The sequence below is a fragment of the Pseudomonas sp. NPDC089392 genome, assembly GCF_044749595.1.
GTDB lineage: Bacteria > Pseudomonadota > Gammaproteobacteria > Pseudomonadales > Pseudomonadaceae > Aquipseudomonas.
In genome coordinates this window covers 36,718-52,083 of record NZ_JBIVIF010000001.1, presented here as the reverse complement: position 1 = coordinate 52,083, position 15,366 = coordinate 36,718, and the positions used below count along the sequence as shown (strand labels likewise).

The 15,366-nt window shown below is 63.0% G+C and carries 13 protein-coding genes and 1 riboswitch; of the genes, 6 read left to right on the top strand and 7 right to left on the bottom strand.

Annotation, left to right across the window (positions count from 1 at the left end):
* Positions 1-194 precede the first annotated feature (194 nt).
* The 3 genes from ACIP1G_RS00200 (at position 195) to ACIP1G_RS00190 (ending at position 3,377) form a co-directional block, all read left to right on the top strand.
* Positions 195-1,955 carry a flavin monoamine oxidase family protein gene (locus tag ACIP1G_RS00200; RefSeq protein ID WP_400732448.1) on the top strand — a complete coding sequence of 587 codons (1,761 nt, stop codon included), beginning with the start codon at positions 195-197 and terminating at the stop codon, positions 1,953-1,955.
* 259 nt (positions 1,956-2,214) lie between these two features.
* On the top strand, positions 2,215-2,766 hold the full coding sequence (locus ACIP1G_RS00195) for a cytochrome b (RefSeq protein ID WP_400732447.1): 552 nt from the start codon (positions 2,215-2,217) through the stop codon (positions 2,764-2,766).
* A gap of 32 nt (positions 2,767-2,798) precedes the next feature.
* Positions 2,799-3,377: a YceI family protein gene (locus ACIP1G_RS00190; RefSeq protein WP_400732445.1), complete on the top strand. Its 579-nt coding sequence runs from the start codon at positions 2,799-2,801 to the stop codon at positions 3,375-3,377.
* A gap of 172 nt (positions 3,378-3,549) precedes the next feature.
* On the opposite strand, the gene ACIP1G_RS00185 is transcribed toward ACIP1G_RS00190, so the two are convergent.
* The 5 genes from ACIP1G_RS00185 to ahcY form a co-directional block, all read right to left on the bottom strand.
* Positions 3,550-5,463: a DEAD/DEAH box helicase gene (locus ACIP1G_RS00185; protein WP_400732442.1), complete on the bottom strand. Its 1,914-nt coding sequence runs from the start codon at positions 5,461-5,463 to the stop codon at positions 3,550-3,552.
* Between the two features lie 218 nt (positions 5,464-5,681).
* Entirely contained in the window at positions 5,682-6,470 is a 789-nt protein-coding gene (locus ACIP1G_RS00180) for a substrate-binding periplasmic protein (RefSeq protein ID WP_400732440.1), read from the bottom strand.
* A gap of 148 nt (positions 6,471-6,618) precedes the next feature.
* Entirely contained in the window at positions 6,619-7,695 is a 1,077-nt protein-coding gene (locus ACIP1G_RS00175; protein ID WP_400732437.1) for a hypothetical protein, read from the bottom strand.
* 88 nt (positions 7,696-7,783) lie between these two features.
* Entirely contained in the window at positions 7,784-8,629 is an 846-nt protein-coding gene (metF, locus tag ACIP1G_RS00170) for a methylenetetrahydrofolate reductase [NAD(P)H] (protein WP_400732434.1), read from the bottom strand.
* A 146-nt stretch (positions 8,630-8,775) separates the two neighbouring features.
* The gene (gene ahcY / locus ACIP1G_RS00165) at positions 8,776-10,185 is read right to left on the bottom strand and encodes an adenosylhomocysteinase (protein WP_400732432.1); all 1,410 of its coding nucleotides are present in this window, start codon (positions 10,183-10,185) and stop codon (positions 8,776-8,778) included.
* A gap of 20 nt (positions 10,186-10,205) precedes the next feature.
* Positions 10,206-10,302: riboswitch (S-adenosyl-L-homocysteine riboswitch) on the bottom strand.
* A gap of 178 nt (positions 10,303-10,480) precedes the next feature.
* On the opposite strand from ahcY, the gene ACIP1G_RS00160 reads away from it, so the two are divergent.
* Entirely contained in the window at positions 10,481-10,882 is a 402-nt protein-coding gene (locus ACIP1G_RS00160) for an acyl-CoA thioesterase (RefSeq protein ID WP_012274534.1), read from the top strand.
* 129 nt (positions 10,883-11,011) lie between these two features.
* Here the strand turns inward: ACIP1G_RS00160 and ACIP1G_RS00155 are convergent, their stop codons facing one another.
* A complete protein-coding gene (locus tag ACIP1G_RS00155; protein ID WP_400732429.1) occupies positions 11,012-12,247 on the bottom strand; it encodes a cation:proton antiporter in 1,236 nt (411 codons plus the stop codon).
* A 502-nt stretch (positions 12,248-12,749) separates the two neighbouring features.
* Between ACIP1G_RS00155 and ACIP1G_RS00150 the strand changes: the two genes are divergently transcribed.
* Together ACIP1G_RS00150 and ACIP1G_RS00145 are read left to right on the top strand one after the other, a co-directional pair.
* Entirely contained in the window at positions 12,750-13,583 is an 834-nt protein-coding gene (locus ACIP1G_RS00150; RefSeq protein ID WP_400732427.1) for an EamA family transporter, read from the top strand.
* 27 nt (positions 13,584-13,610) lie between these two features.
* The gene (locus tag ACIP1G_RS00145; RefSeq protein ID WP_400732424.1) at positions 13,611-13,997 is read left to right on the top strand and encodes an MAPEG family protein; all 387 of its coding nucleotides are present in this window, start codon (positions 13,611-13,613) and stop codon (positions 13,995-13,997) included.
* A 111-nt stretch (positions 13,998-14,108) separates the two neighbouring features.
* Here ACIP1G_RS00145 and ACIP1G_RS00140 read toward each other — a convergent pair whose 3' ends face one another.
* Positions 14,109-15,260: a murein transglycosylase A gene (locus ACIP1G_RS00140; protein WP_400732421.1), complete on the bottom strand. Its 1,152-nt coding sequence runs from the start codon at positions 15,258-15,260 to the stop codon at positions 14,109-14,111.
* Between the last annotated feature and the right edge of the window lie 106 nt (positions 15,261-15,366).

Here is a 15,366-nt window from a genome sequence, read left to right as displayed (position 1 = left end):
GGGGCTTCTGGCCATCTTCCCCAGCTTCGCCTGCCGCCGTGTGACACCGCTACTGGTAAAAATGTCAGTTGCCAAAGGCACTTGATGTCACTGCGCTGGCAGGGTCGGCGGACCTGACGTATTCTTAACGCATCTCTCCCGGGGCATTCCTGCCTCTCCCCGCTTCTGTAACCCCTGACTCGGAGTTCGCCGACATGGCTGCTGCTTGGGTGCGCCTGTGCGCGTTGGTATTGATTGGTGTGTCCAGCGGCGCCGCGCTGGCAAAGGACAAGATCCCCACCGCGATCGTGGTGGGTGGCGGCCTGGCAGGCCTGACTGCAGCGTATGAGCTGCAGAACAAAGGCTGGCAAGTGACGCTTCTGGAAGCCAAGTCAGGCATGGGCGGGCGCTCAGGCCTGGCGACCAGCGAGTGGATCGGCAACGCCAAGGCACAGCCGGTGCTTAACCAGTACCTCGACCGTTTCAAGCTTGAAACACTGCCGGCACCGGAGTTTGTGCGTACCCCCGGTTACCTGATCGACGGTGAGTACTTCAGCGCCACCGACCTGGCCACCAAGCAGCCGGCTACCGCCGAAGCGCTCAAACGTTACGAAAAAACCCTCGACGACCTGGCACGCTCGATCGACGACCCGTTGAACCCGCAGGCCACCAGTACACTGTTTGCCCTCGACCAGATCAACGTTTCCACCTGGCTGGACAAGCTGCAACTGCCAACCACTGCCCGTCAGCTAATCAACCAGCAGATCCGTACCCGCTACGATGAGCCGTCGCGCCTGTCGCTGCTGTACTTCGCCCAGCAGAACCGCGTGTACCGCGGCGTCAGCGACCGCGACCTGCGTGCCGCGCGCCTGCCCGGTGGCAGCCCGGTGCTGGCCCAGGCCTTCGTCAAGCAACTGAAGACCATCAAGACCAGTTCGCCGGTAACCGCCATCGTCCAGGACAAGGACGGCGTCTCGGTCAAGGTCGGCAGCACCAGCTACCAGGCCGATTACCTGGTCTTGGCCGTGCCGCTGCGCGCCTTGGCCAAGATCCAGATGACCCCAGGCCTGGACAGCCAGCACCTGGCGGCGCTCAAAGGCACCAACTATGGCTGGCGCGACCAGCTGATGCTCAAGTTCAACAAGCCAGTGTGGGAAAGCCGCGCACGTATGTCGGGCGAAATCTTCAGTAACGCCGGCCTCGGCATGCTGTGGATCGAGCCGGCGCTCAAGGGCGGTGCCAACGTGGTGATCAACCTGTCTGGCGACAACGCCCGCCTGCTGCAGGCCTTCGGCGACAAGCAGATGGTCGACCAGGTATTGATCCGCCTGCATGCGTTCTACCCGCAGGCCCGTGGCTCGTTCACTGGCTACGAGGTCAAACGCTACAGCACCGACGCCGGCACCGGCGGCGCCTACCTGGCCTATGGCCCGGGGCAGATCAGCAAGTTCTGGCGCCTGTGGGAGCGCCCGGTGCAGCGGATCACCTTTGCCGGTGAGCACACCGACGCCCTCTATCCGGGCACTTTGGAAGGCGCCCTGCGCAGTGGCCAGCGCGCCGCCAGCCAGGCACAGGACCTGCTGGCCGGCAAGTCGTTCGACCCGGCCAAGGCTGCACCGGTTGCCGCAGCTGCGGCGGCAGGGGCGGTGGCGGCCAAGCAGAGCAAGGGTGGGTTCTTCTCGCGCCTGTTTGGTGGCGCGGACCAGCCTGAGGTGAAAGCCGAGCCGATTGCCAAGGCTGAAGAAGTAGCGCCAGTCCCTGCGCCAGCGCCAGCACCACAAGCTGCGCCGGCTGCGGTTGCACCAGCACCTGTGGTCAAGGAGGCGGCGGCCAAGCCAGCAGCGACCAAGGCGGCCCCGGCCAAGCATGCGCCGGCGCACAAGCCTGCGCACAAGCCTGCCGAGACCAAGAAGGCAACTGCCAAGTCTGAACCGGCCAAGAAAGCTGTGGCCAATACCCAGGCCAAGGCTGGTTGATCTATTGACAGTGCCGGCCCTTTCGCGGGTAAACCCGCTCCTACACACAGGACCGCGCCGTCCTGTGTAGGGGCGGGTTTACCCGCGAAGAGGCCGGCACTGACAACCACGAACTCTCCGTCTATCGTTAATGTTTCCTTAATGGGAAGGTTACAGAATACATATCGGATTTCTCGATAATCCGAAGCAATTTTTTCCGCTTTTATTCGATACGTTACGCGTTAGTCTGTGCTCAGCTTTCACGGGGAAACACGTCAACATGCAACTGCGCAATTCACCTTCTCGCTACGGCGTGGTCAGCATCGTCCTGCACTGGGGCGTGGCTTTGGCGGTATTCGGCCTGTTCGGCCTGGGCCTGTGGATGGTCGGCCTCGACTACTACAGCCCTTGGCGCAAGGCCGGCCCGGACCTGCACAAGAGCATAGGCCTGGTGCTGCTGGCGGTGATGCTGCTGCGGGTGGTCTGGCGCTTTATCAGCCCGCCACCACCGGCACCGGCCAACCACGGCGCATTCACTCGCATGGCGGCCAAGTTGGGCCATTTGGCGCTTTATGGCGGGCTGTTTGCCGTGATGGGCGCTGGTTACCTGATTTCCACCGCCGACGGCGTCGGCATTCCGGTGTTCGGCCTGTTCGAAGTACCGGCCCTGATCAGCGACCTGCCCGACCAGGCAGACGTGGCTGGCGTGATTCATCTCTGGCTGGCCTGGGGCCTGGTGATTTTTGCCGTGCTGCATGCCCTGGCAGCGCTCAAGCACCATTTCATCGACCGTGACGCGACCCTGACCCGCATGCTGGGCCGCAAAGCTTGACTCTCAACCTCAATTGCATAGGAAGGAACAGGATGTTGAAAAAGACTTTTGCCGCTCTGGCGCTCGGTACCGCTTTGCTCTCCGCCGGCCAGGTCATGGCTGCCGAGTACAAGATCGACACTGAAGGCCAGCACGCGTTCGTTGACTGGAAAATCAGCCACCTGGGCTACAGCTTCATCCACGGTACCTTCAAGGAATTCAAAGGCGACTTCAGCTGGGACAGCGCCAAGCCTGAAGCCAGCAAGATCAATGTCGACCTGAAAACCGCTAGCCTGTGGTCGAACCACGCCGAGCGTGACAAGCACATCGCCAGCGCCGACTTCCTCGACGTGAAGAAATACCCGGAAGCCAAGTTCGTCTCCACCAGCGTCAAGTCGACTGGCGACAAGACTGCTGACGTGACCGGCGACCTGACCATGCACGGCGTGACCAAGCCGGTCACCTTCAAGGCCACCTTCAACGGTGAAGGCAAAGACCCATGGGGCGGTGAGCGCGCTGGCTTCAACGCCACCACCACGCTGAACCTGAACGATTTCGGCATCAAAGGACCGGGCGCTACTTCGCAGACCCTGGACCTGGATATCAGTGTTGAAGGTGTGAAGCAGAAGTAAGTATTGCTTTGGCAATAAAAAACGCCGCCCATTGGGCGGCGTTTTTGTTCCCCTTCGAGGGCCCTATCGCCGGCAAGCCGGGCTTCCACAGGAATACCACAGGCCCTAAAGGCAGTGATTTCCTGTAGGAGCTGGCTTGCCGGCGATAGGGCCAGCACAGGCTGCCCCAGGCTTAGCCTTTTCGGGTCAGCAAGGCCGGGCGCTCGCCACGCGGGCGGCTTGGCAGGTCATCCAGCTGCTCTGGCGTCGGGTAACGGTCGAGCTTGGATTCCTTGCGGATGATCACCGGCTGTTTTTCCGGCTGGCGTGGGTTGCGCACGGCCGGCTCTTGCCGGGCTGCATCGTCACGGGCCGGGCGGCCACGGCCAGCGCCGCCACCATCACGACGGGCACCGCCACCGTTGTTGGCGCGGGCCGGGCGTTTTTCGCCACCACCACCGGTACCGCCACTGCGCTGCTGGCCGCCATTGCGAGCTTGGCCCTGGCCCCCAGCGTTACTGCGTTGCCCGGTACCTTGGCTTTGGCCCTGACCTTGGCCGGCACCACCACCTGGGCGGCGATTGCGACCCTGGTTCTTGCCCTGGTACGGGCTGACGTAATCGGCACGGTTACCGAAGTTGTCTACGTCGTCGTCCAGGAACTCTTCCGGATCACGGTCTGTGGCTACTTTCGGTAAGCTGCTACTGGCCTGCTGCTGTTGCTGCTGGCGCGGTTTCTTGTCACGCGGCTTGCGCTGCTGCTGTTGCTTGTCGCCGCTCTTTTCCTTCTCGGCCGGCTTTTCCGCAGCTTGCTGCTTAGCCTTGCCTTTATCCTTGCCCTTGTCCTTGCGGCCGCCGTTGGCGTCTTTGCTGCCTTCGCCGCGTGGCTGCTGGTTGCGGCCGCCACGGCCATTGTTCTGCGGGCGCTCGCGCACTTCAGGTTTTTCGGCTTCTACCTGGCTGGCATCAAAGCCCATCAGGTCGCCGTCCGGGATCTTCTGCTTGGTCACCCGCTCAATGCTCTTGAGCAGCTTCTCTTCATCCGGCGCGACCATGGAAATGGCCTCGCCCGAACGGCCGGCACGGCCGGTACGGCCAATGCGGTGAACGTAGTCTTCCTCGACGTTCGGCAGCTCGAAGTTGACCACGTGGGGCAGCTGGTCGATGTCCAGGCCACGGGCAGCGATGTCGGTGGCAACCAGTACGCGTACGCTGTTGGCCTTGAAGTCGGCCAGGGCCTTGGTGCGGGCGTTCTGGCTCTTGTTGCCGTGAATCGCGGCGGCGCTCAGGCCGTGCTTTTCAAGGTACTCGGCCAGGCGGTTGGCGCCGTGCTTGGTGCGGGTGAACACCAGCACCTGTTCCCAGGCACCCAGGGTGATCAGGTGCGCCAGCAGCGCGCGCTTGTGGCTGGCGGGCAGGCGGTAGACGCGCTGCTCGATACGCTCGACGGTAGTGTTCGGCGGGGTGACCTCGATACGCTCCGGGTTGTGCAGGAGCTTGTCGGCGAGGTCGGTGATGTCCTTGGAGAAGGTGGCCGAGAACAACAGGTTCTGGCGCTTGGCCGGCAAGCGGGCCAGGACCTTCTTGACGTCATGGATGAAGCCCATGTCGAGCATGCGGTCGGCTTCGTCCAGGACCAGGATTTCCACGTGGGCCAGGTCAACTTTACCTTGGCCGGCCAGGTCGAGCAGGCGGCCCGGGCAGGCGACCAGCACGTCTACACCCTTGGCAATGGCCTGGATCTGCGGGTTCATGCCAACGCCGCCGAAGATGCAGGCGCTGACCAGTGGCAGGTCACGGGCATAGACCTTGAAGCTGTCATGCACCTGGGCTGCCAGTTCGCGGGTCGGGGTCAGGACCAGCACGCGAGGCTGGCGCGGGCCGTGACGCTGCGACTTGTCGGGGTGGCCGGCCGGGAACAGGCGCTCGAGAATCGGCAGGGCGAAGCCGCCGGTTTTACCAGTACCTGTCTGTGCGGCAACCATCAGGTCGCGGCCTTGCAACACGGCGGGAATTGCCCGCTGTTGCACGGGGGTCGGCTGGGTATAGCCCGCAGCCTCGATAGCGCGGACAAGAGCCTCGGAGAGACCGAGGGAAGCAAAGGACATGGGCGATCCTGTTCTCGTGTGGGCTGGGCCCGTTTGGGAAGTTCTGCCTGGCGCGACGGGCATCGGTGGGATGCGATCGCGTCCGGTCCAGCTGGCTTGCACTGCACATCCGGGAAACGGAGGGTGGACGCGAAGGGGCGTCGGTGCCGATCGGGATGCCTGTTGCGAGGCCGAGCGTCCGGGCGTGAGCCGGGCGGGAAGGCCCGAGTATAACAGAGCTAACGCGCTGTGCTGCTTTCCTGCTGCTCAACGGCGTTGAGAATGTTTCCAATGTCGCCTGTGTAACGGTTGCTGATCGCAGCAAAGGCCGGTTCCTGCTTGAAACGCCGCAGTTCTTCTGCAAAGGCCACGGCCAGTGCTTCGCGCCCGGGCTTGCGCACCAGGCCGAGGTATTGCGCCTGGCGGCTGATCACCAGCGGCAGTTGCTCGACCTGTTGTTGCAGGCCCAGCTGGTGCAGCAGGTAGTGCCCGACCCTGCGGTCGGTGATGGCCAGGTCGATACGCCCCAGTATCAGCTTGCCGAAGTTGGCTTCGTGGGTGGGCGCGGCTTCGCGCTTGAAGCTCGGTGCCTCGGTGAACGCCGGGCCGTAGGCGTAGCCCGGCGATGTGCCGATGGTGAGGCCGGCAAGGTCGTCCAGGTGGGTGACGGCATGGCGACGCGAGCGGCTTTGGAACAGGACGAATTCGACCTCCGACATGGGCTCGGAGCCATACACCAGGTAGGGTTGGCGCGCGTCGGTCTGGAAGATGTCGAGAATGCCATCGGCCTGGCCCTGCTCAGCCATTGCCAGGCAGCGTTTCCACGGCAGGAACTGCCATTCCACCTCGATGCCCAGGCGGGCGAAGATTTCAGTGGCGACTTCGTAGTCGATGCCGCGCGGCTGGCCGTTGTGCTGGAATACATAGGGTGCCCAGTCGTCGGTTACCAGGCGCAAGCGCTCGCCCAGGGCCAACGGGCTCAGGCAGGCGAGCAGCAGGATCCAGGACAGCCGGGAGATGTGTGGCATGGCCGGAGGTTACGCGCTCGGCCAGGGCAAGGCCAGAGGAGATGGTGTTCTCCTGTGCCGGCCTCTTCGCGGGTAAACCCGCTCCCACGAGGACCGCATAACCCCTGTGGGAGCGGGTTTACCCGCGAAGAGGCCGGCACAGGTCCACTCAAGAGTGGGAAGTTCTCAACAGATGCGCTTCGACATCCTTGCGCCGCTCGCCCAGCGACAAGCGCAACCCCGGATGACGCAGGCACTGGCGCAGCCGTTCGGGCTCGATGCGGCCATGGCGGGCATTGAGGTTTTCCAGGGCCTTGTCCCACCAGGCCGACGCGCAGGCGCGGTCGAATTCATTGGGGTAGGGGTAGCAGCCATACAGCAGCTCGCGGGCAAACTGGCGCTCGTGGCTGGGCAGGGTCAGGCTCAGCGCCTTGTAGCCCAGGCGTTGCAAGGCCGGCGGCCGTGGCAGCTGGTCGTTGACCAGGGCAACGTCGGCCAGCGCCGCGTGGCTTAGCGGGTCATGGCCATGCTTGCGCAGCCAGGCCTGGATCTTGGCGCGGAATTGCGCCTTGCGGCTCCAGTAGTGGTGGATGACATCGGTGCACTCGGCCAGTTCCAGCCTACGGTAGGCCGCCACCGACAGGCAGAATTCCTCGAGGGTATAGGCTTCGCGAGCCAAGGGGTGGAGTTCGTCCATCAGGGCGATCGAGCTGTCCAGGGTGCAGGTGTCTTCGGCCGTGAGGCCGATCACCCCGGAGTTGACCAGCGGCATCTGGCAATCGGCCAGGCCCCGTGACTGCAAAACGGCCAGCAGGTTCTTGTACAGCAGGCATTTCTGGTTCGCCCCGTAGCGGGGGCCGATGGCGTTGCACAGCAGTTTGCCTGGCGCCACCCGGGCGAACAATTGCAACGGTGATTTGCGGAAGAAGGTGTCGGTGTCGATCAGCACTGCCAGCGGGTGTTGCTGCAGCACCTGGCGCAACAGCACATGCTTGCTGCGAAAGTGATAACCGTGCGGGGCGTTCCATGCCTGACGCGTGGCGTCGTCCAGCAGGTGGACGGTTACGGGCAGGCTGGCGTAAGGCTGCGGATTGTCGGTGTAGACCTGGATATCCATGGCGTCGCCAGCTGCGCTACCCAGCTGGGCGAGGGCGCTGACGATGCTGAAGCAGGCTTCCTGATGGTAGGTTGCCGGGCCAAAAGCCAGGTAGACGAGCTGTGGGCGCGATGGCTGGGGATGCTGCATGGCAAGACCTGTGTAACCAGAAAATGAACAAGGCTTTAGCCTACGACCAAAGCCTTAATCATTTCTTAAACAGGTTTTGCCAAAGGTTTCAGCGCGGCAGCTTCAGGTTGTTCCAGATCGCCAAGCTCGGCTCGGCCTGGTTCAAGGTATAGAAGTGCAGGCCCGGTGCGCCGCCTTGCAGCAGTTGTTCGCACATGCGGGTGATTACTTCTTCACCGAATGCCTGGATGCTGGCGGTGTCGTCGGCATAGGCTTCCAGCTGCTTGCGGATCCAGCGCGGGATCTCGGCGCCACAGGCGTCGGAGAAGCGGGCCAGCTTGCTGTAGTTGGTGATCGGCATGATGCCGGGCACCACCGGGATGTCCACGCCCAGCTTCTGTGCGCGCTCGACAAAGTAGAAGTAGCTGTCGGCGTTGAAGAAGTACTGGGTAATGGCGCTGTCGGCACCTGCCTTGACCTTGTGCACGAAGTTGCCCAGGTCGGCCTCGAAGTTGCGCGCCTGCGGGTGCATTTCTGGGTAGGCGGCGACTTCCAGGTGGAAGTGATCAGCCGTTTCCTGGCGGATGAACTCGACCAGGTCGCTGGCGTAGCGCAGTTCGCCACTGGCCATGCCCATGCCCGACGGCAGGTCGCCACGCAGGGCGACGATGCGCTTGATACCTGCAGCCTTGTACTCGGCCAGCAGGGCGCGCAGATCGTCCTTGCTGTCGCCCACGCACGACAGGTGCGGTGCGGCAGGCACCTTCACTTCGCTTTCCAGCTGCAGCACGGTGTTCAGCGTGCGGTCGCGGGTCGAGCCACCGGCACCGTAGGTGCAGGAGAAGAAGTCCGGGTTGTAGGTGGCCAGCTGGCGGGCGACGCCCATCAGCTTTTCGTGACCGGCGTCGGTCTTGGTCGGGAAGAACTCGAAACTGTAGCGGCGTTCTTGTGACATCAGGCGTTCCTCTAGCAGCAGGCTTCAAGCGGCAAGCTGCAAGTAAAAGCCAGATCGGTGAAGGCCGATCTGGCTTGGCATCGTTCAAGAATTCTGCGGCTGGGCTTCAAGCGGCAGCGTTGCCGCTTGAAGCCCAGGCTTGCCGCTTAGTAACGGTAAGCGTGCGGCTTGAACGGGCCTTCGACGGTCACGCCGATGTAGTCGGCTTGCTGTTTGGTCAGCTGAGTGACCACGCCGCCGAAGCCGCGGACCATTTCCAGGGCCACTTCTTCGTCGAGCTTCTTTGGCAGTACTTCAACGGTCAGGCGCTCGGCTTTCTTCTCGGCCGACAGGTCAGCGTACTTCTGCTCGAACAGGAAGATCTGTGCCAGCACCTGGTTGGCGAACGAACCGTCCATGATGCGGCTTGGGTGGCCAGTGGCGTTACCCAGGTTGACCAAGCGGCCCTCGGCCAGCAGGATCAGGTAGTCGTCGTTCTGCGGGTCGAAGCTGCCAGCGCCGGTGCGGTGGATCTTGTGCACTTGCGGCTTGACCTCTTCCCAGGCCCAATTCTTGCGCATGAAGGCGGTGTCGATCTCGTTGTCGAAGTGGCCGATGTTGCAGACCACGGCACGCTTCTTCAGGGCCTTGAGCATGTTGGCGTCGCAGACGTTGACGTTACCGGTGGTGGTCACGATCAGGTCGATCTTGCCCAGCAGGGCCTTGTCGATGCTGGCTTCGGTGCCGTCGTTGATGCCGTCGATGAACGGCGAAACCAGCTCGAAGCCGTCCATGCAGGCCTGCATGGCGCAGATCGGGTCAACTTCGGTGACCTTGACGATCATGCCTTCCTGGCGCAGGGACTGGGCCGAGCCCTTGCCCACGTCACCGTAGCCGATCACCAGGGCTTGCTTGCCCGACAACAGGTGGTCGGTACCGCGCTTGATGGCGTCGTTCAGGCTGTGACGGCAGCCGTACTTGTTGTCGTTCTTGCTCTTGGTGACCGAGTCGTTGACGTTGATTGCCGGGACTTTCAGCTCGCCCTTGGCCAGCATGTCCAGCAGGCGGTGTACGCCGGTGGTGGTTTCTTCGGTCACGCCGTGTACGCGGTCCAGCACGGCTGGGTATTTCTTGTGCAGCAGTTCAGTCAGGTCGCCACCGTCGTCGAGGATCATGTTGGCGTCCCATGGCTGGCCATCTTTCAGGATGGTCTGCTCCAGGCACCACTCGTACTCTTCCTCGGTTTCACCTTTCCAGGCGAATACCGGGATACCGGCGGCGGCGATGGAGGCGGCGGCCTGGTCTTGAGTGGAGAAGATGTTGCAGGACGACCAGCGCACTTCGGCACCCAGGGCAACCAGGGTTTCGATCAGCACGGCGGTCTGGATGGTCATGTGGATGCAGCCCAGGATCTTCGCACCCTTGAGCGGTTGCTCGGCCAGGTACTTGCGACGCAGGCCCATCAGTGCCGGCATTTCCGATTCGGCGATGATGGTTTCGCGACGGCCCCAGGCGGCCAGGGAGATGTCGGCGACTTTGAAATCGGTAAAACCAGCAGGCATGTTTGCAGCGCTCATGAGAGCCTCCATTCGTAGTGTGCGAATGGGCGCCGTTGTGCGTTAAGCGCCCGCGAGAGCGAGCAACGCCCCATCCGAGCCTGACAGGCCTAGCCTGCTGCAGCGCCCCTCGGACAGGTGGCGGGCATGGCACCGCTGTGGGCAACCATGTAAAGCGGCGAAGATTATAGCCGCGCCGGCCGGGTTGCCCAAGGTTTTCTGTCGATTAATCGCGACGATAGTCGATGTTCAATGGAGCGATGGCGGCCGCTCTGCCATCATTGCTACACGTTAGCCAAGCAGGTCAGGAGTACAGATGAACTTTCACACCCGCAAGTGGGTTAAACCCGAAGACCTCAACCCCAACGGCACTCTGTTCGGTGGCAGCCTGTTGCGCTGGATCGACGAAGAAGCGGCGATCTACGCCATCGTCCAGCTGGGCAACCAGCGCGTGGTGACCAAGTACATGTCGGAAATCAACTTCGTCAGTGCTTCGCGCCAGGGCGACATCATCGAGCTGGGCATCACTGCCACCGAGTTTGGCCGCACCTCGATCACCCTCAAGTGCGAAGTGCGCAACAAGATCACCCGCAAGAGCATCCTGACCGTCGACAAGATGGTGTTCGTCAACCTGGGTGAAGACGGCTTGCCGGCGGCGCATGGGCGAACCGAGATCAAGTACGTGCAGGACCAGTTCCCGGATTCTGCAGTCGAATAAACATCTTGGGGCTGCTGCGCAGCCCTTCGCGGCGGTTCGGCGCCCCGATAAACCCGCTCCTACAGGAGATCGCGTTCCCCTGTAGGAGCGGCCTTGTGTCGCGATGGGCCGCAAAGCGGCCCCAAAATCTCAAGGCTGCTCGCTAACCTTGCGCACCACCCGCCCAATGCTCAACCCCTGCACCAAAATCGACGACAGCACCACGATGTAGGTGATCGACAGCAGCAGGTCACGTTCCTCGCCCAATGGCAGCGACAGCGCCAGGGCCACCGACACCCCGCCACGCAAGCCACCCCAGGTCAGTACCCGTACTGTGCCTTTGGGCACCGGGCGCCAGCGCCGCAGCAGCACGATCGCCGGGGCCACGGTCAGCAACCGCGACAGCAACACCGCCAGCGCCAGCACGCCGCCGGCCGCCAAGTGCATCCAGTTGAACGGCAGCAGCAACAGCTCCAGGCCGATCAGCGCGAACAACAGGGCGTTGAGCATGTCATCGATCAGCTCCCAGAAACCGTCCATGTAGCGTCGGGTCATGTCATTCATCGCCAGGTTGCGGCCCAGGTTGCCGATGATCAGGCCGGCTACCACCATGGCGATCGGCGCCGAAACGTGCAGTTCGTAGCACATCGCCGAACCACCGATGACCAGCGCCAGGGTCAGCATGACCTCGACCTGGTACTGCTCGACGCTCTTGATCATGCGGTAGGTGGCGTAGCCGATCAGGCCGCCGAACACCACACCGCCAATGGCCTCGCGGGCGAACAGGATCGCCGTGTCGGTCATGCTTGGCGTTTCACCCAGCTGGATGATGCCCAGCAACACGGTGAACACCACCACCGCCGTGCCGTCATTGAACAGCGACTCGCCAACGATGGTGGTCTTCAGCGGTTTGGGGGCGTTGGCGGTACGCAGCGCGCCAAGCACGGCAATCGGATCGGTGGGCGAAATCAGCGCACCGAACAGCAGGCAGTAGATCAGCGGCACCTGCCAGCCGAACATGGCAAACACCCAGTGCGACAGGTAGCCGATGACCACGGTGGCAATCAGCACGCCGACGGTTGCCAGCAAGCCGATTGGCCAGCGGTAGCTGCGCAGGTCGGTGAGGTTGACGTGCAAGGCGCCGGCAAACAGCAGGAACGCCAGCATCCAGTGCATCAGCAGGTCGTTGAAGTCGATCTGGTTCATCAGCCCTTCGACGCGCGCTTCCAGGCCAGGGAAGCCGATCAGGCTCAGGCCCTGCAGCATCAACGAGAACAGCAACGCCGTGACCATCACGCCGATGGCGGGAGGTAGGCCGATGAAACGGTAATTTACATAGGTGAGGAGGGTGGTCAGGCAGATAAACGCGGCAACTAATTCAAGCATCCCGAATCCTGTAACAGTGGCTTCCAAGTCGTAACCCGAATGGCTCGGGCAGTTCTTTGATGACCTGGCGAGGGGTTCGGGACACAGGGTTTGACCAGGATTGTCGGAAACGTTCCGGGTGTTCAGCGCTGGAGGGTGCATTAAGGCGGCCAGGTGCCTGCCATAACATTTGCAGCGCCTGTGAGATCGAGCGCCGCCCGCGCGGCGCTTCGCGGCTAAAGCCGCTCCTACGTTTGTTTCGGGCCAGTCCCTCCTGTGCCAGGCGCGCGCGACCGCCTTGTTTGTACGACGCGATATCGAGACGTGCGCCAAGGCGTTCGCGCGCGAATCCCACAGGCATAATTGGCCCGAAACAAACGTAGGAGCGGCTTTAGCCGCGAAGCGCCGCGCGGGCGGCGCTCGATCTCACAGGCGCTGAAACTCTCCCGGCATACACACCGCAGGCAACCCGCAGCCCAACGCTATATATTCATCCCTCAAAACGTCACAAGGACTCGAAGGCGTGCTGGCAACTTCCCTGGTTTTGGTCGCCGCCCTGCTGCACGCGACCTGGAACACCCTGATCAAATTCAGCGGCGAACGCCTGCTGGTGATCGCCAGCATGGACACGGTGGCGCTGGCCTTCGCCGTGCTGGCAGTGCCCTTCGTCGAGGTGCCGCCGGCCAAAATCTGGCCGTGGCTGATCGCCTCGGCGCTGGCCGAACAGCTGTACCGCTTTCTGCTGATCCAGGCCTACCGCGTGGGCGACCTGGGGCTGGTCTATCCTCTGATGCGCGGGCTGTCGCCGCTGGTGGTGCTGGGGCTGACCCTGGCCTTTGCCGGGGAGTCGCTGAGCCAGCAGCAGATCATCGGCATCCTGCTGATCCCCTGTGGCATGGCCTGCCTGTTGTGGCAGGGCGGCGGCGGAGATCGGTTGCCCTGGTCGATGCTGCCGGTGGTCGCGTTGATTGGCCTGTGTATCGGTTGCTACACCTGGTTCGACGGCCAGGCCGTACGTCTGTGGGGCAAACCGTGGGATTACCTGGTGTGGCTGACCTTGCTCAGTGCCTGGCAATTCCCGCTACTGGCCACTGTCGCGCGACGGGAACCTTTTGCCTTGTTCTGGCGAACCCAGTGGCGCTTGGGGCTGGCGGTAGGGTTCTGCGTGCTGTTCAGCTATGCGCTGGTACTGTGGGCCATGCACCTGGGCTCGGTGGCCGAGGCGGCGGCACTGCGGGAGTTGAGCGTGATCCTGGTGGTGTTGCTGGGTATGCGCTACCTCAAAGAACCTTTTGGCGGGCCGAGACTCCTAGCTTGCGGGCTGGTGTTGGCCGGCATGCTGGTAATGAAGCTTTGACCTAAGACTGAACAAGGAGTCCTGTCCATGACTGTTGCCCTGTGGTGCATCCTCATCGCGCTGTTCTTGCCGCCATTGTGTGCGCTGATTGCCAAAGTCAGCAGTGGCCGCTTCGGCTTGAAGGACAATCATGACCCGCGTGCGTTCCTCGATACCCTGTCTGGGCTGCCGCGACGGGCGCATGCGGCCCAGCAGAACAGCTTCGAGGCCTTCCCGGCGTTTGCTGCGGCGGTGCTGGTGGCGGATATCGTCGGCAATGCCGAGCAGGTAACCCAGGATGTGCTGGGGGTGATGTATATCACCAGCCGGTTGCTGTACATCATCTGCTACCTGGCCGACTGGGCTGCACTGCGCTCGCTGGTGTGGTTTGCCGGGGTGGCGATGATTGTGGGGTTCTTTGTGGTTTCCATCTGAAACCGAGTCGCCTGCTTCGCGGGCTTGCCCGCTCCCAAATGTACAACGCAGCATTCGAGGTCTGTGGTGTACCTGTGGGAGCGGGCGAGCCCGCGAAGAATCCACCGCCGATCAAGGCACTTTGGGCACCTCAGGCAGCGGCTGGCCCTTGGGCCACAACATCCAGATCTGCCCCTGCTGCTTCATGTTCCCGGCCAGCTCGCCGGCCTCCGGGCCGGTGCCCCAGAACAAGTCCGCACGCACCTCGCCAGCAATTGCCCCGCCGGTGTCCTGAGCCCCCACCGGGCGTACAACCGGCGTGCCGTCCGGGCGGGTGGTGGACAGCCACAACAGGCTGCCCAGCGGGATCACCTTGCGATCAATGGCCACGCTGTAGCCGGCAGTCAGCGGTACGTTCAGCGAACCACGCGGGCCTTCATTGCTGTCCGGGCGGGTGCTGAAGAACACGTAGCTGGGGTTGCTGGCCAGCAGCTCCGGCACGCGCTGCGGGTTGGCCTGGGCCCAGGCATGAATGGCGCCCATGCTTACTTCTTCCTTTTTCAGCTGGCCCTGTTCCACCAGCCAACGGCCAATCGGCCGGTAGGGGTGGCCGTTCTGGTCGGCGTAGCCCAGGCGCAGCTGGCGGCCGTCTTCCAGTTGTACTCGCCCCGAGCCTTGGATCTGCAAGAACTGCAGGTCCATCGGGTCGGTCAGCCAGGCCAGCACCGGCGCCTTGACGCCATTCCGGTTGATCACCTCGGCGGTGTCGTAAGGCTTCAGCACCCGGCCATCAAGGCGACCGCGCAGGCGCTTGCCCTTGAGTTCCGGGTATACGCTGGCCAGGTCGACCACGATCATGTCGTCGGGCACGCCATACACCGCCACATGGGCCGCTTCGGTGCGTTTCATGCTGCCGGGGTAGACCGGCTCGTAGTAGCCGGTGATCAGGCCGTTGGCGTTGTTCTCGGCGGAGCGCAGGCCGTATACCTGCAGGTTCTGCTCCAGGAAGGTACGCACCTGGGCGGCGCTGGCCGTGGCGCTGCCCGCCGCTTCGCAGGTGGCGGCCCATACCGGGTCGCGCTTGAGCTTTTCACAGCCGCTACGCCAGGCGTAGAAGCCGGCCAGCAGGTCTTCGTCGCTGACCACGGGCAGGTCTTTCCAGGTGGCTGGGGCGTAGGTGGCGATGGCATGGGGCTCGGGCTTGGCGTTCTCGCCGCCGTTGCAGCCGGCCAGCAAAGCCAGCACCGGAAGTGTCCAGGCCAGGTGGCGCAGGGCAGATTTCATGTATGCATTCCTGTCATGGGCGAACATGAATATTCGCCCCTGTTTTTTATGTGGCTATTGGTCTTTGGCCCTTGGGCGGTGATACTGGCCGCCCATTTGCGTAGGC

Coding starts and splice junctions, on each gene's coding strand:
- ACIP1G_RS00200 (WP_400732448.1), top strand. CDS start 195: ATGGCTGCTGCTTGGGTGCGCCTGTGCGCGTTGGTATTGATTGGTGTG.
- ACIP1G_RS00195 (WP_400732447.1), top strand. CDS start 2,215: ATGCAACTGCGCAATTCACCTTCTCGCTACGGCGTGGTCAGCATCGTC.
- ACIP1G_RS00190 (WP_400732445.1), top strand. CDS start 2,799: ATGTTGAAAAAGACTTTTGCCGCTCTGGCGCTCGGTACCGCTTTGCTC.
- ACIP1G_RS00185 (WP_400732442.1), bottom strand. CDS start 5,463: ATGTCCTTTGCTTCCCTCGGTCTCTCCGAGGCTCTTGTCCGCGCTATC.
- ACIP1G_RS00180 (WP_400732440.1), bottom strand. CDS start 6,470: ATGCCACACATCTCCCGGCTGTCCTGGATCCTGCTGCTCGCCTGCCTG.
- ACIP1G_RS00175 (WP_400732437.1), bottom strand. CDS start 7,695: ATGCAGCATCCCCAGCCATCGCGCCCACAGCTCGTCTACCTGGCTTTT.
- metF (WP_400732434.1), bottom strand. CDS start 8,629: ATGTCACAAGAACGCCGCTACAGTTTCGAGTTCTTCCCGACCAAGACC.
- ahcY (WP_400732432.1), bottom strand. CDS start 10,185: ATGAGCGCTGCAAACATGCCTGCTGGTTTTACCGATTTCAAAGTCGCC.
- ACIP1G_RS00160 (WP_012274534.1), top strand. CDS start 10,481: ATGAACTTTCACACCCGCAAGTGGGTTAAACCCGAAGACCTCAACCCC.
- ACIP1G_RS00155 (WP_400732429.1), bottom strand. CDS start 12,247: ATGCTTGAATTAGTTGCCGCGTTTATCTGCCTGACCACCCTCCTCACC.
- ACIP1G_RS00145 (WP_400732424.1), top strand. CDS start 13,611: ATGACTGTTGCCCTGTGGTGCATCCTCATCGCGCTGTTCTTGCCGCCA.
- ACIP1G_RS00140 (WP_400732421.1), bottom strand. CDS start 15,260: ATGAAATCTGCCCTGCGCCACCTGGCCTGGACACTTCCGGTGCTGGCT.